Genomic DNA, 20,719 nt, shown 5'->3' on the forward strand with positions numbered 1-20,719 from the left:
ATTATAACGAAATATGACAGGAAACGCAACTCCCCACAGTAAATCACCAGCGAACAGTAACCCTTCACAATTTTTTCACGTTTTTTTCTACCTTTTATCACTAGGAAAGTAATTTCGAATTTGCTATAATAGTTTCACGACATCAGAGCATGTTTGAAAAAGGCTTTCTGCAAAATGTGCGTCACAATTTGTGGGATATTTTATCCCCCTCTTTATTCAATGAATGCATCAAACTTTTCTGGCATCATAAATCTTAGGAGGATACCGAATTCATGCGAAGAAAAAAGAGCTTACTAATACCAGCTGTGCTGGCTTTTTCCCTTTGCACCGGTGCTGTTGTTCCAGTACTGGCAGAGGAGACCTCACAGACAGCTGATACAGCAGATACGACAAATGCAGATAATAAACAAGAGGCATCAGCGGGCAGCACTGATGGCACTGCACAGGAGACAGCCGATACTTCTGACAGCGTTCAGAATACCACTGAAGCTTCCGCTGATATCAAGGACAGTTCCCAGAGTGCCACAGATACTTCTGATACCCCTTATGAAAAAGGCACCATCACAGACACTGATTTTCAGAGTGAGTGGCTGAATCTGAAATTCACACCGCCGGAAACAGTAGTCATGAATACAGAGGAAGAGCTTCAGTCTGTTATGAAGCAGGGCCAGACTACTCTGGAGGAATCTTCCGGGGTGGAACTTGGAGAGGATGCTTTGTCCGGCACAGTTTATGAAATGATGGCTTCCTCCATCTCCGGTTTTCCTAATGTTTCCTTAGTTGTTGAGGATGCTTCTCTGGAGAATATGACTGTTGACCAGTATTTTCTGGCTGCACAGCAGATGTTGGATGCTACCGGGATGGGCTATACTTATTCAGATGTGACAGATATACAGATTGCCGGGCAGGATTTCCGTGTTATGGAAACAAGTGTGGCAGTCAATGACTATGAAATTCTTCAGAAATATTGTACCCGCAAACAGGGAGGAAAGTTTGTCTCCATTATTTTATCATACACCACAGATACCACAGCAGAAGCAGATGAAATTCTGGCAGCTTTCACTCCATTAAATACAGACACGGAGGCTGCACCTGCAGAATAAACTATGGTCTATACCCCCTTAACCATAAAAGCCATAAAAATTGCATATAAAGCACACGAAGGGCAATACGACCAGAGTGGGGTTCCTTATATTCTTCACCCGGTTCATCTTGCAGAACAAATGACAGATGAAACTACCACCTGCATTGCCCTGCTTCATGACGTTCTGGAAGATACTGCCCTGACTCTTTCTGATCTGGAAGCAGAATTTCCAAGAGAGATCACAGAAGCAGTCCAGCTGCTTACACACGCTCCTTCCGATGATTACCTGGATTATGTGCGCAGACTTTGCGAAAATCCGCTGGCTCGTAAGGTAAAGATTGCGGATCTCGCCCATAATTCAGATGAAACGCGACTTTCTTCCGTCACGCCGGATCCAATGCAGCTGAAGCACTGGCGGACGAAGTATGCAGCAGCGAAAAAGATTATACGAGAATATGAGGAAATATCCTAAATGAAAGCACACTCATTCTTATAAGCTACAAAGCCCAATTTTCAGCATGTTTTTTCCAGCTTCACCTGTATAGACTACTATGATGCTGTTATCCAGGCGAAATCTTTCACCCAGTGTGATGGAAATCTTGCAGCGAACCTTTTTGTGAACGTACTCCAGACTATGTAAAAAGGTACTCTATTATATTGATATCAATTATAATAGGGTACCTTTTTTATATTTTGCAAAAGCCAATGTTAAATTTTTATTATTTCACCCGCAAAATCGACCTCACCAGTTCCAGATGCGGTCTGTCTGCATCCTTCTGGAACACGGCAACATGGTTCAGGTCTGCGCCTCCATCTGTATATGCCGGAAAAAGAAAGCCGCACTCCGGCTCGCCTGGCTCGTATTCATCTGCAAGTGGACAAATTACACAGATCAGATATTCAAAAACAGTTTCTGATTCCCCCAGCCGCTCCTTATCTGCTGCCTTTGCCGGAATATCATATCTGTCGTGGAAAATATAAACTGCATAAGGTCTCCTGCTTTTATAATTCTCCATTACAAGATCATAGAAGCTGTCCATAAGAGCATCGTTTTTCAGCCCACATTCCCGGATTGCCATCAAAAGCTGCCACACGGTTCCTGGCCTTCTGTCTGCATCTGCAAATTCATAACGTTTCAGATTTACATTTGTTGCTGCAAAAGGAACTACCTTGGCAAGCTCAATGTTTTTCTTCTTTTCTGCGGCAGACAGCTTTAAAAAATTCACGTTAAAGCTGCCGTCAAAGTCCCCGTCCTTATCCACATAACATCCCGCAATCCTTGTAAAAGAACTCCGGGCAACATTCATCCTCCTGGTCAGCGCCAGCATATCTTCACGGTCGATTTTGTTGGTCATGGTTTTCTCCTGTGTATACGCAAAATGTTTTTTCTATTTTACCATTCCTATGCGCTATACACAACTGAAAGTAAAAATATCTCCATTTAAAACGCTTTTCTAATCCGCTCCAACGCCTCCGTCAGCGTTACCCTTGGACACGCCACATTAATCCTCTGGAATCCTTCGCCTGCTTTTCCGAAAATCTTTCCACTGTCAAGCCAAAGTCTGGCCTTATTAAGGATCAAATCCTCCAGTTCCTCAACAGTCAGGCCTGTCTCACGGAAGTCCAGCCACACCAGATACGTGCCTTCCAGATCTGTCATCTTCACCCCAGGCAGATATTTTTCCACATACTCTTTTGTGTAATTGATATTCGCCTCCACATAAGCATGCATTGCCTGGTACCACTCTTCCCCCTTGGAATAAGCAGCCTCTGTTGCCACCAGTCCCAGAACCCCAAGCTGGCTGGTTCCTGCCGCATCCAGCTGCTTCCGGAATCTTCGGCGAAGCTCCGGATTGGGAATAAAAATATTGGAAATCATCATACTTGCAAGATTGAAAGTTTTACTTGGGGAAGTGCAGGTAATGGAAATATCCTGAAACTCCTTTTTCAGGCCGGCAAACACCTGATGCTTTCCCTTAAAAACAAAATCCTGATGGATTTCATCACTGACAACGGTCACACCATTCTTTACGCAGATATCTCCTATTTTTTCCAATTCTTCTGCGCTCCACACTCTTCCCACCGGATTGTGCGGATTGCACAGGAAAAACAGTTTTACATTTTCCTCCACGATTTTCTTCTCAAAATCCTGAAAATCGATGTGATAACGGTTGTCTTCTCCCTGATAAAGATTGCTGCTCACTACTTTTCTGCCATTGTCCTGAATAACCTCTGAAAAAGGATAATAAACGGGAAGTTGGATCAGCACACTGTCTCCCGGCTGCGTATATGCTTTTACCGCCATCGCCAGGGCAAAAACAACTCCTGGTGTTTTGATCAGCCAGTCCTCCTGGATCTCCCAGTTGTGGTGAAGCTTCATCCAGTTTGCCAAGATTTCAAAATAAGGGGTCTGCACCTCACTGTATCCGAAAATTCCCTCTTTTGCACGCTCTACCAGCGCATCCTCAATATAAGAAGAGGTCTCAAAATCCATGTCTGCGACCCAAAGAGGCAGCACATCTGCCGGCTTGCCCCTTTTTACTGCAAAATCATATTTCAGACATCTGGTATTTTTTCTGTTAATCACTTTATCAAAATCAAGATTTCTTTCCGCCATATAATTCTTCCTCTGTTTCTGCAAATACTTTTTCAAATTCATCAAGAAGATCCTGGGCATCCTCGATTCCAACAGAGAGGCGAAGGGTTGCCTCTGTAATTCCGTTGCGTTCCCGTATCTCCTTCGGCACATCCGCATGCGTCTGGGTAGTTGGATATGTGATCAACGTCTCCACACCACCAAGACTTTCTGCAAACTTGATCATCCGCACTTTTTCCAGAACAGAAAGGGCAAACTCCTTGCTTTCCAGCTGGAAGGTAAGCATGGAGCCAAATCCTCTGGCCTGCTTTTTCATGATCTCATATCCCGGGTGTTCTGGTAAGCCCGGATAGATTACTCTGGTCACTGCGCTCTTTGTTTTCAGCCATTCTGCAATTTTGAAAGCATTTTTCTGTGCCTGCTCCATGCGGATTCCAAGAGTTTTGATACCGCGAAGAATCAGCCAGCTGTCAAAAGGAGCCAGGCCGGAGCCTGTGGTTTTAATAAGAAAACGAAGCTTTTCGCTGATATCCTCTCTGTTGGTTACCAGAAATCCTGCCAAGGTATCATTATGTCCGCCCAGGAATTTGGTTCCGCTGTGCACTACAATGTCCGCTCCCAGTTCCAGTGGATTCTGGAAATATGGAGATAAAAATGTATTGTCTACTATGAGAAGGAGATTATGTCTTTTTGTAATTTCCGCAAGTGCCGCAATATCAGTGACATTCATCATGGGGTTGGTTGGAGTTTCAATATAAATTGCTTTTGTGTTTTCGTTTACATAACTTTCCACATTTTCTTTCCAACAGTCGATTCTGGAAAAATGGATCCCGTTTTTCGAAGAAACATTGTCAAAAAGCCGGATGCTTCCGCCGTACAGGTCTGCATCTATGATCAGATGGTCTCCTGGTTTAAACAGCTCCATTACCAGAGTGATTGCTGCCATTCCAGTGGAAAAAGCCAGTGCATCGATTCCGTTTTCCAAAGTTGCTACAATTTTTTCCAGATGCTCTCTGGTCGGGTTCTGCAGTCTGCTGTAGTCAAAGCCTGTACTCTGGCCTACTGCCGGATGCTCATATGTTGCTGTCTGATAAATCGGAAAACTGATAGAGCCATAATTGTTACAACAGCCTTCCTCTTCTTCCAAATGTAAACATTTTGTATTGATTCCTCTTGCCATGATTTTCCTCCAGATTCGTATGATCGCGTTCAGAGAAATGTTTTCTCTCTTTTTTGTCTGAACATATCATAGCAAGATAAGAGGATTTTGTATAATTCATTTTACCTTGAGTTCGTTATAGAATATTGCTATATCTGATTAGATATGTTAGATTTTGTGTATTGCCAATTTCAGAGCGTGTTTGAAAAAGGCTTTCTGCAAGATGTGCGTCACAATTTGCGGGAATACTTTTTCAAACACGCTCTAAAACACCCTCTGCACCAGCAGCATATACAAAATCGTTCCACCGCCAATACTAAGCAGTGTATTCTTTTTCCACTTATGCAAAAATACGATAAACAAAATCGCAATGGCTTCTGGCAGCCCATAAGGTCCGCTTCCGTTCCTTCATAGTTACACTCTTCGCGATGCACAGAAATCATGTTTCCCATGTTTTCGCACCGTACTTCTTGGGTTTTCTGTAAACGAAGTTCACAAAATATCTCTTGGGATGATATCTGCTGAATAGGAGCAGGCATTAATTACCGGCCAGTTCCCTGATAGCATCTGTCAAGGTCGTGTACTGCTCTTTCACCTGCGCGTAAAGCTCATCACTTCCTGCGGTTTCTCTTCCTCTTAATACCTCCGTAAGCTCTGCACTGACCTTATACAATTCTGTAAATCCAAGGTTCAGGCACACACCCTTCAGGGTATGGGCTGCACGGAATGCTTTCTCTCCATCCTGTGCGGCAAGACCATCTGTCAGCTCCTGAAAACTTGGATCATTAAGAAATTTCACCGCAAATCTTTTCACAAGCGCTTCGCTTCCCAGTCTTTTCAGAACTCCATCGTAATCTGAGCCAACTTTCTCATAACATTCTTTTATTGTCATTCCAGCCTCCTTAATTTTCATTCCGGTTCCCTATGTAACTGCTTTCTGCACTTTATTATATTAAATTGAAAGAAATTTGTCCACAGGTTTCTAGAGCGTGTTTGAAAAAGGCTCTGACATTACGCATCAGACCTGGAATAAGCATTCTTCATCTGATTACTCAGCTCATAAAGCACTTTATTCAGTGTGTCAGAAGCCTCTTTTTTCACCATATCCGCAATTTCCTGGTTGGCCTGATGGCGAAGGGACATTCGCTTCGCTGCGTCAGACTCTTTTTCCAGAAGAGCGTCATATTTGCCAATTAGCTGGTGGCCTTTTGACATTACACACTCCTGATAACGTTCAATATGAAAAATGGAGCTCTTATAAGAAGCATCTGCCATGGCACCGATCATGCGGCTTACCCAGTAGAAACTGTCAGTGGTTACTTCCCTGGTGGTGCTGGAAAAATAGTCCGGAGTGGTATCAATTGTGGCATAAAACGGCACCAGCACATTAAATGCATTGGATGCAAATGCAACCCATTCCAGAATATTGCAGTCCTTTTCCATGCCTGGTCTCATCTGGATCAGAGACAGGAAATCTGTACGGTTCACACCGATAGAACGGAATGCTCCGCGCTGTTCTTTTTCTCCATAGGAAGCATATGGATCATAAGAGGTTCCCTGATAATGGGAGGACAATACATATTTCACATCCTCTACAGTAATCTTTTTTTCCGGAATCATGCACCATGGCAGATCATCAGAATATGGAGTAAATTCTGCATTTACGCCATCCCAGATTTTTGTCTTCGGATTCAGGTTTCTCAGCATATACCATGCACGAGGAGTATTATAAACATGGTCGGAATCGTCATGGCTTCCGAACGCATCTCTTGGATTCAGTACACCATCCATGGAAAGATCCAGGTGATTTTTGCTGATAAATTCTTTCAGGTCAGCGGAACACATGTATTCCAGATCCGCATATTCCTCACATGGGCACCGATATTTTTCCTGATCCCGCAATGCCTTTTCCAAGTCAAATTTATCAATTCCAAGCTGATTTGGCATTACTACATATGCCTCATCCGGAACCTTTCTTGCCATCCAGTGATGGCCGCCGATGGTTTCCAGCCACCAGATTTCGTTTTGATCCTGGAAAGCAATTCCATTCATCTCATAGGTTCCGTATTTCTCCAGAATGCTTCCAAGGCGGATTACCCCTTCGCGGGCGCTATGGATGTATGGAAGAACAATGGATACAATATCTTCCTCTCCGATTCCACCGGCTGCTTCCTCCTTACCGTCCTTTGCAGGCTGATAGGTTACCAGAGGATCCGCGCCAAGTACCCGGGGATTGGAGGTAATCGTTTCTGTAGCAGTCATTCCCACATTTGCCTCATTTACACCGCTAGCTGCCCAGATTCCTTCGCCGTCTACTGCATTTGGCACAGATGTATAGCCCATTGGATCATCTGGAAGATCAATTTCCACATGAGAAATCACAGATTTATATTTCCGCGGCTGTTCCTCCGGATGAACCACCACAAATTTTTTGGGCATATAATGGCCGGAACCGGAATCGTCATTTCTTGCGATCATAGTAGAGCCATCATAAGACGCCTTTTTTCCAACTAAAATTGTAGTACAACCCATTTAAATTTCCTCCTGAAAATATTTCGTAATCTACTATGCTCTATGTTAGCACAATCCAACGTTTTATGGAATACAGGATTCCGGAAATCATTTATTTAACGGTTGTATTGCCTGCCATTAAGCTTTATACTTATGTTATTCCCAGAGCAAAATGATACGCGAAAGAATCCGGCCCGTCAGGGCTTTTCTATAACTTAAAGGAGAATTCCTTATGCAGACATCTAAAGATTATTTGCATGTTTTTCTTGATATGGGCGACGCTCTGTTAAACAGCGGCGCAGAAATTTTCCGGGTGGAGGACACCCTGAACCGGATGGGTTATGCCTGTGGTGCTACCCATATGAACGTTTTCGTCATCACGTCCAGCATTGTTATTACTATAGAATTTCCCGGAGATGGCGCACGGACGCAGACACGGCGCATTCATGAATGTGGGGGGAATGATTTCACCAAGCTGGAGCAGCTCAATGACCTGAGCCGCCGTTTCTGCAGTCATCCGGTTTCTGCTGCGGAGCTGCGAAATGAATTTGAGAAGATCAATGCAAACAGGCCTAAGCCTCTTTGGAAACTGCTTGGAAGCGTTCTTGCAGCCAGCAGTTTTGCCCTTTTCTACGGCGGCACTATTCCGGATGCCATTACTGCCGGCGTTTCTGCAATCCTGATATGGAGCCTGCAAAAATATCTAAGACCAGTATGTATGAACGAGGTTACTTTCCAGTTTGCAGCATCTTTTCTCACTGGCTGCGCCATTTGCGGATTTACTTTTCTCTGTCCTTTCCTTCACATGGATAAGATCATGATTGGTGATATTATGCTTCTGATTCCAGGACTTATGTCAACTAATGCAATCCGCGATGTACTCATTGGTGATACCCTTTCGGGTATTATCAGGCTGATCGCCGCGTTACTTCTTGCAGCAGCACTGGCGCTTGGTTTTATGGGCGCAATTATTCTTTTTGGGAGGTTTGGACTTTGATCACAATGACGGTTATACAGCTGATTACCGGAGCTATCGGATCTGTGGCTTTTGGTCTTCTTTTTCACATGAAAACTAAATATCTGCCGCTGGCTGCTGCCGGTGGTTTTCTTAGCTGGCTGGTCTTTCTCTTCGGGAAGAGTCTGTGGGGAAGTGTTTTTCTTCCGGCACTGCTGGCTGGTTTTATTGCAGATGTGTATGCGGAAATCCTGGCAAGAATCTGCAAGGAAACTTCCACTTCTTTTTTCGTTACTTCCGTGATTCCGTTAATTCCCGGAAGTACCCTTTATTACTGCATGAGCAGTATTGTAGAGGGAAATCCCATGCAGGCACTTAAATATGGGAGGGACACCTTTCTCTTCGCATTTGGAATCGCCGCAGGGATGAGTATTGCATGGGCGATCTGTTATTTTCTGAGAAGTGTTAAAGCACGATAGTTTCTTATTCACAGTTTCTGGATTTCCACCTTGCGATTCCGCCAGCCCTTTTTCCAAACCATGAGAAAAACCTGAAAATCCAGGCTGTCTCTGGCTGTTGTAAAGGGCTCTTCTCTTAATATTTCTGCATGGATTCCGTCCCGGGCCAGTTTTTCCTGCATTTTTCCCGCTTTTGACAGCAGACTTTTTAACTGCTGATCAGCCTCATTTCCAAAATTCCGGTCAGGATAAGCTGCCGCTGCGCTTTTTATTTTTCCAGTAAGAAGATCAATCACTGCACTATGCTTATTCTTGTGTAATGCCCTGGCAAAAATCCTGGCGATAAATGTAGCTGGAAATTTCTTATAAACATGCAATAACCGAAGCAGAGAAAAATCCCGGGCTTCTTCTGCTAGCTCTTCCATTACTTGAAATGCTGCTGCAGACGGCTTCCAGGGGTCTTCCTTTGGCACAATATACTGTTTCGGCACTGCCGGATAACAACAATAATTCAACGGTGGAAAGTCCGCCAGCTGCACAAGTGCCCTTTCTTCTTCTGTACAAAACTCTTCTCCCAGATATTCCAGCTTATCTCTTGCAATGGCGATCCGATATTCCAGCTGACGCAGATATTCATATCCAGGCACCCAGAAATGACCGATCTCCCCATAGTTATAAAGATAAACCTCCAGATCCAGCATTCTGAAAAACAGAGTGACTACGTTCTCCCCCTGCCATACTACCAGTATATATTCATCCCCTTCCTGACTTAAGGATGATTTCAGAGGGCCTTCATAATTCTCCAGATAAGAGCCTGTAAGTCTGGCATCCCGGAAAATGAGAAAGCTTTCTACGGCATCATTCATCAAATAAACAAGGCGGATATCACCTGGAATTTTCTCTTTTCCCACTCTGGCAAGGCTGTCTTTTTCGCCCTGTTTTCCCTCATTATTTTCATATGTCTCATAACATTCCCATTCAGCCTGTGCTCCGTTTTCTTTCGGAAACAGCAATTCAAATTGCTCCTGTTCCAAAAGCTCCTCCAGCATTTCAAATGTATCCTGCATCTTGTGATTACCTCAAACTGTTCGATTCCTGTTTCCAATTTCACTTTTTATTATATGGGTATCTGACAGAAATGTCAAAATAACGACAACAGATATATAGCTATAAAATAAATAGCATACAATTTACAGCTTACATTTTTCATATATTTTCTATATACTTTATATTATGGATAAAGAAGCTGTCGTTCCATAATATAAGAACCCGCAGGCAATCAGGAAGCGGTGAAACCGTTCCATAGATTGCCAGAGCATGTTTGAAGAAACTGTTTGAAAAGGGTTTTCTGCAAGATGTGCGTCAGAATTTGCAGAAGATTTTGTTCAAATTGGAAAGCAGCTTAAATGCGTGTAAAATCGCAGGTAAGCCGGTTCGGCACCTGTTAAAAAGATTGGAGAACGAATATGAATCAGATTGATTACGAAAACTTAGGATCCCGAATGAAAGAACTGCGAATCAAAATGAAGCTTACCCAGGCAGAAGTTGCCAAAGCTCTGAATGTAACTCCTGGCTATATCAGCAACGTGGAGAATAACCGTACTGCAATGTCCCTGCGTATCCTTATTTATTATGCAAGACTGCTGAACATCTCCCTGGATTCCCTGATTGGCAGAATTGATTCTGAATACCGTGAAACTGCCCTGGACCGCGAGATTTCCGAGCAGGTACATAAAATGAGTATTCCAGAGAAACAAAAGCTTCTGAAAACCATGAAGGTATGGATGGAAGAAGATTGATTCTGAACGTAAAAGGGGCTGTCTATTTCCCGACAGCCCCTTTTGTAACTTTATGGTGTTTATAGTATTATATCAGATTTTATTCCCCATTTCTGTGATAGTATCACATACTTTTCTTTTTTACCTTGCGGACAAGTTTTCGGACCAGAACTACAATAAGGATAATAATTACAAGGAAGAGCAGGCAGATCAACACGATCATTACTGAGAATCTATTGGGATTTTTTACCAGATCAATAATATTTGTGCTGTCATCTACAACCTTACGGTTATGAGTGGCTGCATAATATTCCGGTACATTGGCAATTCCATCCCCGTCTGTATCTTCAAAGGACTTCATATATCTTGCAATGGCATCCCACGCCTTTAATTCTCTGCCGTCTTCCATGATTGCCTGGTCTTCCAGATTTTCAATGGGATTGCCGTCCTTGTCCTTTGGTTCAAGAGACAGCAGGCCATAGGACATTTTCATCACAGAGCCAAGCATTTGTCCTGTATACAAATCGGTCACAACATGATACAGCTTATCATCCTGGATTTCGATTCTTTCTCCGTCCTCTCTGGTCAGATAACAGTCCGTCACCTTGTTCAGAATCATTCGGTGAGGATTGTATGTAAAATTCAATCCGCTGCAATATAATCTTGCAGTTGTCATAAAATCTGAAACAGAAGCGTCTACTTCTGCTACCAGCTTCAATTCTTTTCCTGTCAGATATGCATTGATAAGAGGATATCCTGCTACACCGTCTTTTCCAATTCCCAGAGAAAACGAATTGTAAACATCTTCTACTGTAATATCACCTTTCGTGTATGTATCACGGACCGTTCCGCTTGGTACAACCGCTACGTCTACCGGATTTCCATCGTAATACTCTGAATTTTCCACAGCATATACGTACGCATCAGACATAATATCGCCAAGATTCAGTTCTTCATGCTTTGTGCCCATCTCTTCCAGACTGTTGAATTCAACATCGTTCTGAGCCAGAACCTCATCCCTGGTGTACCCAAAATCTGCAAGATAATTAGTGTCTACTGTATCCATTAATTTATCAATGCGTTTCTGTGTTTCCTGATCCGGCTTGATCTCATCAGACACAGGAATCAGCTCGTAGGAGGTCATTTCCCAACGTCCGTCCTCCTTCTGTGTCATCGAAAGTGATCCAAGATTTCTTCCATACTCACCGCAGGATACAATATATGTATTCCCATGCTTAATGGCTTCATTCAGCTCTGTATGGGAATGTCCACTGATGATCAGATCCAGATCCGACACCTTTTTTGCAAGAATTTCATCCTCTGACTTGTCCTCGTCCTCCCAGGTTCCTCCATGGGACACACATGCGATCATATCCACATTCTCGTTTTTCTTAATCTCAGTTACCGTCTGCTTTACTGCCTCTACCGGATCTTTAAACAGAAGTTCACATGTAGGCGCACATTCCAGGGCATCTTTTCCAAACACGCCAACCACAGCAATCCTTGTATCGCCCTTCTGAATTACCACATAATCCTTCACACCGTATGCTTCAAATGCTTCTTTGATCTGCTTCTGCCCATCATTTAAGCCATCTTTCTCCATAGCGTCCCAGTCCACATTGCACACTGCGATCTCCGGCACTGTCTCACTGGAATTTATGGCTGCCTTCAGCATATTTGCCAGTCCCTTTGACCGGTAGTCGTATTCATGATTTCCAAAAGTAGTCACATCATACCCCAGATATCCCAGCATTCGAAGCTCCGCTGCCTCCGTATCATATACGGTCTGGATCAATGTACCCATGGAAAAATCTCCGCCATCCAATACCAGGGTATCTGGATTGTCTTTCTTCTTTTCATCTATCAGGGTTTTTATTTTCGCAAAACCGCCAACTTCTTTTTGCTGTCCATCCACAATTGTTGAAAAGCTGTCCAGATGGGAATGTATATCATGGGTAAACAAAACGTCTACCTTTTTCGTCCCGGCTGCTGTCACAGGAATATCCAGTACAAGCAGAAGCAGTATTGCAATTGTTAATACAATTGACAAAATTCGTCTCCGTGTCTTCATAATTTCTCCTTTTTGTTCAAAAAATTTTCTTCTGATTTCTACAGCATTTCTTCTGCCAGCATCTCCTGATATCCGGCTGTCCTGAATTTTCTAATCAGCGCTGCCACGGGCTTTAACCTTTCATCCGTTACCCGTTCCAGTATCTTCAGCCGCTTCGGTGATATAACCTCTTCAGACCTGCACCTTTCATAGTCAGCAGCTTCCATATGCCAGTAATAAAATTCGCCCTTATAATACTGCGAAAGTTTCTGTGCGATCAACACACCTTCCGGATCCAGATCTCCTGCATAATAAACTCGGGTTTCGGATTTTGCAAATAAATCCAATGCTATCAACCCCGCCAGTCTTGGCTGACCGTTCATACACATATAGGCTTTTCCTTTTTGATCTGTTTCTTCTTTTCCACAAAGCATTGCAAAAATCGAAGGATTTTCCACAATATATATTTCGTTTCGGGGACAATGAAGTGACTCCCATTCTGTAAGCACTGCAAGAGGAACCTGTACAATGTGCTGTTCTTCTAAAAAGCCTGCCATACCTTTATGATAAGTTCCATCTTTTTTCACAGCCTGCACCTGATACATCATCGCATAATTGGAAACATCATCCAGCATAATCCCTGCCAGCAGATAACTTTTCTGACGTTTATACGCAGGAAATATTGCAGATGTCTCTACTGTAATTCCTCTTATTTCCAGATCCATCTGTATGATCTGGTATAAAAAATTCCCATCGGCTGTTCCAATATCAAACGCATGTGGATTACCTGTCAGCATAGCTGCAAATACGGCAAGATACATCTTTGTGTTGCGATATGGCAGATTGTTATAGATTTCTGCTCCAAACCGCAGCGTCCTGTCCCATTTGGCCAACTCCTGATTCCCATTGTCTTTCACAATGCTTCGCAACGATTCTAAGGCTGCCTCTGCAGGAGTTTCTTCATAGTCTCTCTGAAAAATCTCCCATATACGCTCTTTCTCCTGTTCCCGCAAGGATTTTTGCTCCTGTCTTCCAAGCAATGGCTCTTCGAAGAAATTCTCTAACAGGCATTCCGGCGTTATCTCTTTATATCTGCTTGTTTCCAGCGCCTGTCTGAATTTTTCTGCTGACACCGTTACACTTTTCTGACTGTGAAAAGATTTTCCGAAAAATCCTTCCAGCTCTTCAATATCTGTTGGTTTCAGATTCTTCAGAATTACTTTCCCACCAAACCTTCCGTAAGAAATATATTTCTCCCGGAAGCCTTTCAGAACCTTCTCCCAGACCGGGCTCAGGCGAAAATAAGCCAGACAGTCTTTCATTTTATTCTCAGATTTATACTCCTGCTGCCTGTCCAAGCTCTATTCCTCTCTGTTCTACTTCTTCCTCGTGTTCTAACAATTCTTTCCTGCAGCCATTCCATAAATAGGGCATAACAGTTACGAATTTCGCATTTCCCGGACGGATTAACTGATAAATTGCCAATGCATCCAACGTATCGCAATCTCCCCACAGAACCTGTGAGTTAATAATAAAATCAAACTGGAATTCTGTCATCAGACGGAACATATCACGAATATTCTTATTATCAACTCCGGCAAATGCCTCGTCCAGAGATATCAATCTCGGTGCATCTTCTCTTCCTCCCTGATACTTGGCCACAACTGCAGAAAACAGCGGTACATACATGGACATTGCTTTTTCCCCGCCACTGAAGGTTCCAAATACACTATTTGTCAGCTCCTTCTGACGTTCTCCGTTTTTCTGGGAAAACAGCTGAAATTCAAACCATTTACGGTAATCCAGCGTATCCTTCATGATCTGATAGAAGGATACCATTCCCGCACTGTCTTTCGCATTTCTTCGTGCCTCTGCCACTTTGGAACGGAAATGGGCAGACAATCTGGCTGCCTCATCTTCACTCATCAGCCGATAATCTTTCTTCAGTAATTCTACCAGTTCTTTCGTATCCAGCTGGTCTTCCTGTTCTGCAGTCTTACTTCGCCATCTAAGGCTAAGCTTTAATCCGCTGGATGTATTCATACCGTTCATCAGGGAATTCATCTTCTGTACCCATGTATTAGACCCGTTAATCTTTCCACGGATTTTTCTGCTTACCGTATTGGCAAGAATGTCTTCAAACAACTCCCGGTCTCCATCTTTGATCAGATTCTCAAGTTCTGTAATGTCTTCTTCAAGATGCAAAAGAAGACTGGCAAATGATATCTTTACGCCTTGATATCTGGCCGAAATATCCAGTCGTTTTGCAGGAAATTCCGTTTGTTCTTCTTCCGTAAACAACTCATTCTGCATTAAATGATAGTCTGTAAGAAAGCCTCTGTTTTCAAAATATACCTTATTCAGATCGCGGATCACACTGTCTTTATCCAGCGCTTTTACATCTGATTCCAGATAACTTCTGATATGTCCGGCATCTTCCGGTATCTCTTTGGGTATTTCCACATAATGCAAAGCCTTTTCCATATCATAGCATTCTGAAAAGTATTTCGTTTTCTTTTCATATTCTTCAATTTTCTTCTGGTTTTCGTCTAAGCGCAGTGTCAGTTGTCCCACTTCATCTTCTTCATGTGTCTGTCTGCTTACGCATACACGTAATTGCTCCGGATACTCCTGCAGCCAGTTAATACATGCATCAAGCCGTTCTTTAATTTCTTCGTAATCCGTCAGACGTAATTGTTCCTGGATGGAAGTCTGTTCTTCTGTTTTTCTCCTGATTTCTTTTTGAAGCTCCTGCAGATCATACCGTATCTGTTCCATATCTGCATCCAGATCTTCCAGATGTTCTTTTCGCTCTCTCAGATACATCAGACTTCTAAGATACATTTCGTGTGCGGCAATCAGGCTGATCAAATGCTTTCCATATTCCTCTGCTGCTTTTTTTGCTTCTTTAAATATATCATAAGAACAGGTCAGATATAGTGCTTCTGCAATTTCCAGTGCTTTCTTTTTCTTTTCTTTCAGTATCTCGGCCAGTTCACGGATCTGATATTCCAGTTTATCACTCTCTCGCTTCAGCTGTTCGCACTCTCGTTCCTCGGCCTGCAGCATCCGAAGTGCTTCTCTCATATCTGTGTCTTTCGGAAGATTCTCGTATTCTTTTCTGAGAATAACTTTTCTGTCAGACAGCTTTCTATGCAGTTCCTCCAGCTGCTGTAATGCGGTTTCCAACTCTGTGATTCTCTGTCTGCACTCTTCTATCTTTGCCTGTCTGTGTTTTTCACGGGCCTTTGTTCCAAGGAATCCTGCCTCATATTCTCCTGTTACAGTTCCGGCAAGCACTCCCATTCCGTAAGTTCCATCTTCTGCAACCGTAAACAAGCTCTCACTATCATATGCAATACTTCCGAGAATTCCGGTCAGACGCTGATTGGAAAATATGTCGTTCACTTCTTCATTCAGTTCCAATACATCTAACAGACTTCTGTCTGGCTGCAAATTCTTCTGACTGTTCTTGCAGACAAACAGATAGTGATCTTCACATCCTTTTTCTGTTTTCAGAACCTGCTCTTTGTATTGCTCATCTATTACCAGTGCATCCAGAATTCCCATCTTTAATAAAGCTTCTTCCAAACGGTTACAGGCTTCTTCTTCCAGATTATCTCCAAATTCTATGACCTTGTAAAATTCCTGATATGGAATTCCAAGAGCATCCAGTCTCTTACGGTTACGTATAACTGCCTCTGAGCGTTCCGGCTGTGGTTCTTTCTGATTCTCCCATTCAGCCAGATCAGCCCTTACTTCTTCCAATTCCTTTTTTGTATTCTGGCTCTCTGTATCATTTACCGAAAGTTCAGCTTCGATTTCCCCATTTTTCTTGATCCATACATCTGCAATCCTCTGACGAACTTCAGCAAAATCAGAAGATTCCTTATACGCATCTGCAAATATACTTAATTCTCTTAATAATTCTTTTTCTAATGCCAGCTCCTGGTTTGCACCGTTCCACTGATACAATGCTTCTTTCCATTCATTCTGTGTCTGCACAAATACAGATTCCAGTTCTGACACTTTTCTCTGAAGAGTATCCAGTTCACGAATCCGTCTTTCTCTTTCTTTTATCAGATCATCTTTCTGTCTTTCCAGGTGATCTGTCTCTGCCAGTATCTCTGTTCCCTCATTAATTTTTTCTTTTGTGTTATCAAATTGCTGCTGGTGTAAATTGAATTTGTATGGTTCTTCCGGATGTTTTTCCAGCTCTTCCTTCATAAATGCATGCTCTTCAAAGGCCATGGTATCAGCCTCATCCTGCATCTCTTCTATAAGCTCTTCCAGTTCTTTTTCTTTCTCATATTTCCTGTCTTCTTCTGTTTTGATCTGATTCTGTGCATCCTGATATTGAGTCTGTTTCTGCTCCAGGAATCTCTGTTTTTCCATTAGATTTTTTTGTTGTCCGTTTAATTCCGTAATCAGCTCCGCTTCTCTTCGCTTCAATGCTACAGCGTCACTTTTATTCAGAGATTCTTTTTCTTTCTCCATGGATTCACGTTTCGCATCCAACTCCTGATGTTCTATTTTCAGAGCTTCAATCTTCTTTTTGCATTCACACAGCTTTTTCTCCTGTTCTTTTTGCTGTGTCCTTGCATTTTCCAATTTTAGCCCAGCCTGTTCGCAGCGTTCTGCTTTTTCATATAATAATTTCTGATTATATTTTGAAAATACTGCCTGAATCTTTTCTGCTGCCTGTCTGGCTTCTTTCCTGTTTTTCAGATTCATGGTCATGGTATCCATATTTTCAATGGCTTCCGACATAGGACGTAGGTCATCATCAGACAGGGGCTGAAGGGAATCACTTAAAATATCATTGATTACAGATGGCTTAAAATCCTTGGAAAGCTTCGGTGTACGCAGCTGAATCAAAAGATCTATCATTTCCTTATATTCTTCTGTTGTCTCAAATCCAAAAATCTGGCGGTTCACATATTCCATATAATCAACCTGTCTGTCAATAACGCGGCCGCCATCCCCAATCCTGTTTTCCAGCTCTTTTTTGGAAAGTGTAACCTTTTCTCCTGAATCCTTGTATAAAAAGAAATCCTTACCGATACGTCTTCCATCGGTCAGGCTAAAATACCATTTGTCCAGATTCTTTCCTCTTCTTGCGCGGATACCCATTCCAATCGTTAAATATGTGTCACTGTTTTGTCTTTTAAGCTCCAGATACAAATAGCCAGTGCGTTCTTCACGTCCGTCATCTTCTTCCAGAAGATAGCTGCTCATCTTACGGTCCCTGGAACCGAAGGGATCCAGTCGTTCCGGACTCATATTTCCATCCAGAAGAAGAGGCACCACACTCTGCATGGTTACTGATTTTCCCGATCCATTTGAACCTCGAAGGAGCATTCTGCCCTTCACAAACGGGAATTCCTGTTCGTCATAATACCAGAAATTAATCAGTCCGATCTTATTTGCCTGCCATCTGCTATTCATCATTTCTTCCTCCCATATAATCCTCCGGATAGCTTCCCTGTATTTTTCCGGTGAGCGGACATATTTTTATATGATGAGCGAGTTCTTCTTTTCTTATGAACATCCACAACTCCATCTCATCCAACACACTTTTTACAAATTCCCCTTCCGGCATCTCGCGATAATTTTTCGAAAATCCACTTCCATATTCCTGTTTCATTTCTTTTATCATATTTTCAAATTCAATCTGATCTATAAGACAGGTTTCATCCAATCCGGTCTTCCATTGACCCTTCTCAATTTTCTTGCGTATTTCACGAAAACACAAAAGCAAAATATCGGATATGGAATTATTGCCGGGAAATACCGTTCCCATCCTGCAGTCGTCTCCGGATAGCAGATATGCACTTCCTTTATGAATGTGCACATGACAGTCAAATATCTGCTCCAGTTCTTCGCTTAATCTGCGTCCGTAATATTTCAGATATTCAAAATCCTCCGATGAGCCATCCGCTTTGTACATACCAGGTGCAAAAATCAGTCTTTTATAAACCCTGTGTCTTCTTGCAAAGCCTCGGTCTTCATCCACTTCAAACCAGTCACTTTCCTGAAAATCTTCCGGTTTCGTGTATTCCATAATGTCTTTTGAAAAGCTCTTCATAAAATACCTGGATGCCCCTGTATTTTCATAAAGCACTTCTCCTCCTTCATCGTCCATGAATGCCTCGTCTTTTCCATCTGTAACTCCAATAAGCCCCTGATCTGCTGCAAATCTCATTACACGAATCAGCTTTCTTCTGTTCGTATACAATGTCCAGTCAGAGATTTCCCCAGGCAGATTTGCTGTAATATATTCCGTCAGCTGTGATATGATAAACTGCTCCTGTGCATCTCTGTCTTCCAGAAACATCAGCAGAATACAGAGATATGCATATTCTTCTTTTGAGGAAAATTTCTGGATCCCCATAAAGCTTTCCGGTATCACCGGAATCTTCTCCATCTTTATCAGAAGTGAATTGTCAATGATCTGGCAGCCCATTTTCTCTGTAGTAAATTTACGCAGTTCTCCAAGGGCATCTCTTAATTTATAATAGGTTTCCTTATCTCTGGATTTTAATACCCATCTTTTATTTAACAGGATCTCCAGTTCCTTCATCACGTTTCCTCCTGAAATACAATTGACAAATCAGGCATAGTAAAATTACCATCCAGACAATGCACAACACAGGTCTCATCTGCCCGGCTTCTGTCTAATATGTATCTTCTTCCATCATCCGTTCTTGCAGAAAAATCCGCAGATTCCATGGCATCCGACAGCCATTTCAAAAGGATCTCTCTGATTCTTGGTTCCAGCACCGGTAATTCTCCAAAATGAATCCTTCCATTTACTTCCAACGCCTGCAATTTTTCCATTTCTTCTCTCTGTTTTTCCAGCATTTTACGTCTTGTTTCCTGCTTTTGCTCTGCTGATTCGCGGATCGCACTTCTTCTGGATTTCTCCCTGTATGTACGTATCCTTGGCTTTAAACTGATTTCCATGGGTTGTTCTTCGTATACTCCGATATTCATGCTATCCGTTTCACGTACCAGATCTCCGGCAATATGCTGCGGGCACTCCATGCCAAATACCATTGCAGACATTTTGTGAGCTTCTTCCATATCCTGGCATTTCAAAAATAATTCTGCCACCTTGCGGTATTCTTCTTTTCTGTTAGCCCCCAATGCATTCTTTTCACTTAACTGCGCTGCATATCTTGTGATCCTGCGAATAATGTCATTTGTCGCATCAAAAAGCTTTCCCGCTTCATTCTCCTGGCCTTCATTTCCTACGAACCAGTCATAGATACTTTGATAACGGCCCTTAACTTTCTGCCAGATCATTTCCTTCGATACTTCTACATCCATTCGCGGTATCGACAATTCATAATCAACTACTTTTTCAAATACCTGATTTTTCATCTCTTCCTTCTGCATGCATAAGCTTTCTTCTATCACACCTACATTTCTCTGTAATCCCTTAATAAAGCTGCGCAGATATTCGATCAACCGGTCTTTAAACACCAGAAACTGTTTCGTATGCATCATTTCTTCTGCCCGCACACTGTTCAAATCTCTGATATAGTCCTGATAATTCTGATTCAGGCGTACAAAATCATTATTCAGATCTGTCCACCAGGTATATACTTCATTTTTATCTCTTTCCACCATCTCCGGAAACCGTTCTATACCTCTTCGTATCCGCTCCAATAATGTGGGTTCTAGGGATGCACCTTCAATAAACAGGTTCTCAAGTCTAAGCACCAGACGTTCTATCTCTACACTATATTCTGTCATCTGATAGCGGTACTTTTTGTTCTTAAATTCTTCAATGGATGCCACCTTTTTCGTATCCTGGATCGTATTCAGATTCTTCCATTCTGTCAACATTGTGAGATCCTGCTGACACTGCTCTGGTCTGTAATCTGCAAAAAAAGGATCCTTCATCATTTCTTCGTAAACCTCTTCCTGATACAGCCAGTATTTCAGTTTCTCGTAATGCTCAAAAAAAATACGCATAATACAGCGATATCTGCTTACATTATCTGCATTTAAATATTTCGCTTCTGTTAGTGGTTTGATTAATTTATCTGATACCTGCATGAGGCCTCTCCTTCTTTTCATACATGGGGTTACTTATATATAATGTCGGGGGCAAAAGTCC

The 20,719-nt window shown here is 42.5% G+C and carries 18 protein-coding genes and 1 pseudogene; 6 read left to right on the forward strand and 13 right to left on the reverse strand.

Annotation, left to right across the window (positions count from 1 at the left end):
• Window positions 1-153: 153 nt before the first annotated feature.
• From AB5618_RS01690 to AB5618_RS01700, 3 genes are read left to right on the forward strand one after another with little or no spacing between them, the layout of a single operon-like run.
• Window positions 154-297, forward strand: coding sequence for a DUF6783 domain-containing protein (locus AB5618_RS01690; RefSeq protein WP_368356933.1), 144 nt, complete (start codon window positions 154-156; stop codon window positions 295-297).
• A complete protein-coding gene (locus AB5618_RS01695) occupies window positions 273-1,103 on the forward strand; it encodes a hypothetical protein (protein ID WP_368366438.1) in 831 nt (276 codons plus the stop codon). The genes AB5618_RS01690 and AB5618_RS01695 overlap by 25 nt, the downstream gene beginning before the upstream one ends.
• A gap of 3 nt (window positions 1,104-1,106) precedes the next feature.
• Complete coding sequence (locus tag AB5618_RS01700) at window positions 1,107-1,556, forward strand: HD domain-containing protein (protein WP_294670883.1); 450 nt, start codon at window positions 1,107-1,109, stop codon at window positions 1,554-1,556.
• Between the two features lie 247 nt (window positions 1,557-1,803).
• On the opposite strand, the gene AB5618_RS01705 is transcribed toward AB5618_RS01700, so the two are convergent.
• The 7 genes and pseudogenes from AB5618_RS01705 to AB5618_RS01735 all read right to left on the reverse strand — a co-directional run bounded on the left by AB5618_RS01705 (window position 1,804) and on the right by AB5618_RS01735 (window position 7,371).
• Window positions 1,804-2,439 carry a DUF4317 family protein gene (locus AB5618_RS01705; protein ID WP_330661182.1) on the reverse strand — a complete coding sequence of 212 codons (636 nt, stop codon included), beginning with the start codon at window positions 2,437-2,439 and terminating at the stop codon, window positions 1,804-1,806.
• An 86-nt stretch (window positions 2,440-2,525) separates the two neighbouring features.
• Complete coding sequence (locus AB5618_RS01710; protein ID WP_368366439.1) at window positions 2,526-3,701, reverse strand: MalY/PatB family protein; 1,176 nt, start codon at window positions 3,699-3,701, stop codon at window positions 2,526-2,528.
• Window positions 3,682-4,860 (reverse strand): PLP-dependent aspartate aminotransferase family protein, encoded by a 1,179-nt coding sequence (locus AB5618_RS01715; RefSeq protein ID WP_368366440.1) that lies wholly within the window; start codon window positions 4,858-4,860, stop codon window positions 3,682-3,684. The genes AB5618_RS01710 and AB5618_RS01715 overlap by 20 nt, the downstream gene beginning before the upstream one ends.
• A gap of 115 nt (window positions 4,861-4,975) precedes the next feature.
• Entirely contained in the window at window positions 4,976-5,086 is a 111-nt protein-coding gene (locus AB5618_RS01720) for a DUF6783 domain-containing protein (protein ID WP_368366453.1), read from the reverse strand.
• Window positions 5,087-5,103: 17 nt separating this feature from the next.
• Window positions 5,104-5,232, reverse strand: a pseudogene (locus AB5618_RS01725) (AzlD domain-containing protein); the annotation flags it as partial.
• A 145-nt stretch (window positions 5,233-5,377) separates the two neighbouring features.
• A complete protein-coding gene (locus AB5618_RS01730; RefSeq protein ID WP_148462144.1) occupies window positions 5,378-5,731 on the reverse strand; it encodes an Hpt domain-containing protein in 354 nt (117 codons plus the stop codon).
• A 119-nt stretch (window positions 5,732-5,850) separates the two neighbouring features.
• On the reverse strand, window positions 5,851-7,371 hold the full coding sequence (locus AB5618_RS01735; RefSeq protein ID WP_148462143.1) for a C69 family dipeptidase: 1,521 nt from the start codon (window positions 7,369-7,371) through the stop codon (window positions 5,851-5,853).
• A gap of 211 nt (window positions 7,372-7,582) precedes the next feature.
• On the opposite strand from AB5618_RS01735, the gene AB5618_RS01740 reads away from it, so the two are divergent.
• A complete protein-coding gene (locus AB5618_RS01740) occupies window positions 7,583-8,347 on the forward strand; it encodes a threonine/serine exporter family protein (protein ID WP_148462142.1) in 765 nt (254 codons plus the stop codon).
• 5 nt (window positions 8,348-8,352) lie between these two features.
• The gene (locus AB5618_RS01745; protein ID WP_148462219.1) at window positions 8,353-8,784 is read left to right on the forward strand and encodes a threonine/serine exporter family protein; all 432 of its coding nucleotides are present in this window, start codon (window positions 8,353-8,355) and stop codon (window positions 8,782-8,784) included.
• Between the two features lie 8 nt (window positions 8,785-8,792).
• Here the strand turns inward: AB5618_RS01745 and AB5618_RS01750 are convergent, their stop codons facing one another.
• The gene (locus AB5618_RS01750) at window positions 8,793-9,830 is read right to left on the reverse strand and encodes a DUF3878 family protein (RefSeq protein WP_148462141.1); all 1,038 of its coding nucleotides are present in this window, start codon (window positions 9,828-9,830) and stop codon (window positions 8,793-8,795) included.
• A gap of 399 nt (window positions 9,831-10,229) precedes the next feature.
• Here AB5618_RS01750 and AB5618_RS01755 point away from each other — a divergent pair, with 399 nt between their 5' ends.
• Window positions 10,230-10,562, forward strand: coding sequence for a helix-turn-helix domain-containing protein (locus AB5618_RS01755; RefSeq protein WP_173735011.1), 333 nt, complete (start codon window positions 10,230-10,232; stop codon window positions 10,560-10,562).
• 103 nt (window positions 10,563-10,665) lie between these two features.
• On the opposite strand, the gene AB5618_RS01760 is transcribed toward AB5618_RS01755, so the two are convergent.
• From AB5618_RS01760 to AB5618_RS01780, 5 genes are read right to left on the reverse strand one after another with little or no spacing between them, the layout of a single operon-like run.
• Window positions 10,666-12,612: a bifunctional UDP-sugar hydrolase/5'-nucleotidase gene (locus AB5618_RS01760; RefSeq protein ID WP_148462140.1), complete on the reverse strand. Its 1,947-nt coding sequence runs from the start codon at window positions 12,610-12,612 to the stop codon at window positions 10,666-10,668.
• Window positions 12,613-12,650: 38 nt separating this feature from the next.
• Window positions 12,651-13,949, reverse strand: a complete 1,299-nt coding sequence (locus tag AB5618_RS01765; protein WP_148462139.1) for a TIGR02679 domain-containing protein — start codon at window positions 13,947-13,949, stop codon at window positions 12,651-12,653.
• Window positions 13,927-18,042 carry a TIGR02680 family protein gene (locus AB5618_RS01770; protein ID WP_243271347.1) on the reverse strand — a complete coding sequence of 1,372 codons (4,116 nt, stop codon included), beginning with the start codon at window positions 18,040-18,042 and terminating at the stop codon, window positions 13,927-13,929. The genes AB5618_RS01765 and AB5618_RS01770 overlap by 23 nt, the downstream gene beginning before the upstream one ends.
• On the reverse strand, window positions 18,032-19,174 hold the full coding sequence (locus AB5618_RS01775) for a TIGR02678 family protein (RefSeq protein WP_148462138.1): 1,143 nt from the start codon (window positions 19,172-19,174) through the stop codon (window positions 18,032-18,034). The genes AB5618_RS01770 and AB5618_RS01775 overlap by 11 nt, the downstream gene beginning before the upstream one ends.
• Window positions 19,174-20,658 (reverse strand): TIGR02677 family protein, encoded by a 1,485-nt coding sequence (locus AB5618_RS01780; protein WP_173735012.1) that lies wholly within the window; start codon window positions 20,656-20,658, stop codon window positions 19,174-19,176. Before AB5618_RS01780 ends, AB5618_RS01775 begins: the two co-directional genes overlap by 1 nt.
• Window positions 20,659-20,719: the final 61 nt, after the last annotated feature.

The sequence above is a fragment of the Ruminococcus sp. J1101004sp1_RTP21198st1_B9_RTP21198_201120 genome, assembly GCF_040924245.1.
Classification (GTDB): Bacteria; Bacillota; Clostridia; order Lachnospirales; family Lachnospiraceae; genus Blautia_A; species Blautia_A faecis.

Coding starts and splice junctions, on each gene's coding strand:
- AB5618_RS01740 (WP_148462142.1), top strand. CDS start 7,583: ATGCAGACATCTAAAGATTATTTGCATGTTTTTCTTGATATGGGCGAC.
- AB5618_RS01780 (WP_173735012.1), bottom strand. CDS start 20,658: ATGCAGGTATCAGATAAATTAATCAAACCACTAACAGAAGCGAAATAT.
- AB5618_RS01710 (WP_368366439.1), bottom strand. CDS start 3,701: ATGGCGGAAAGAAATCTTGATTTTGATAAAGTGATTAACAGAAAAAAT.
- AB5618_RS01730 (WP_148462144.1), bottom strand. CDS start 5,731: ATGACAATAAAAGAATGTTATGAGAAAGTTGGCTCAGATTACGATGGA.
- AB5618_RS01760 (WP_148462140.1), bottom strand. CDS start 12,612: ATGAAGACACGGAGACGAATTTTGTCAATTGTATTAACAATTGCAATA.
- AB5618_RS01695 (WP_368366438.1), top strand. CDS start 273: ATGCGAAGAAAAAAGAGCTTACTAATACCAGCTGTGCTGGCTTTTTCC.
- AB5618_RS01700 (WP_294670883.1), top strand. CDS start 1,107: ATGGTCTATACCCCCTTAACCATAAAAGCCATAAAAATTGCATATAAA.
- AB5618_RS01745 (WP_148462219.1), top strand. CDS start 8,353: ATGACGGTTATACAGCTGATTACCGGAGCTATCGGATCTGTGGCTTTT.
- AB5618_RS01755 (WP_173735011.1), top strand. CDS start 10,230: ATGAATCAGATTGATTACGAAAACTTAGGATCCCGAATGAAAGAACTG.
- AB5618_RS01705 (WP_330661182.1), bottom strand. CDS start 2,439: ATGACCAACAAAATCGACCGTGAAGATATGCTGGCGCTGACCAGGAGG.
- AB5618_RS01715 (WP_368366440.1), bottom strand. CDS start 4,860: ATGGCAAGAGGAATCAATACAAAATGTTTACATTTGGAAGAAGAGGAA.
- AB5618_RS01770 (WP_243271347.1), bottom strand. CDS start 18,042: ATGATGAATAGCAGATGGCAGGCAAATAAGATCGGACTGATTAATTTC.
- AB5618_RS01750 (WP_148462141.1), bottom strand. CDS start 9,830: ATGCAGGATACATTTGAAATGCTGGAGGAGCTTTTGGAACAGGAGCAA.
- AB5618_RS01735 (WP_148462143.1), bottom strand. CDS start 7,371: ATGGGTTGTACTACAATTTTAGTTGGAAAAAAGGCGTCTTATGATGGC.
- AB5618_RS01775 (WP_148462138.1), bottom strand. CDS start 19,174: ATGAAGGAACTGGAGATCCTGTTAAATAAAAGATGGGTATTAAAATCC.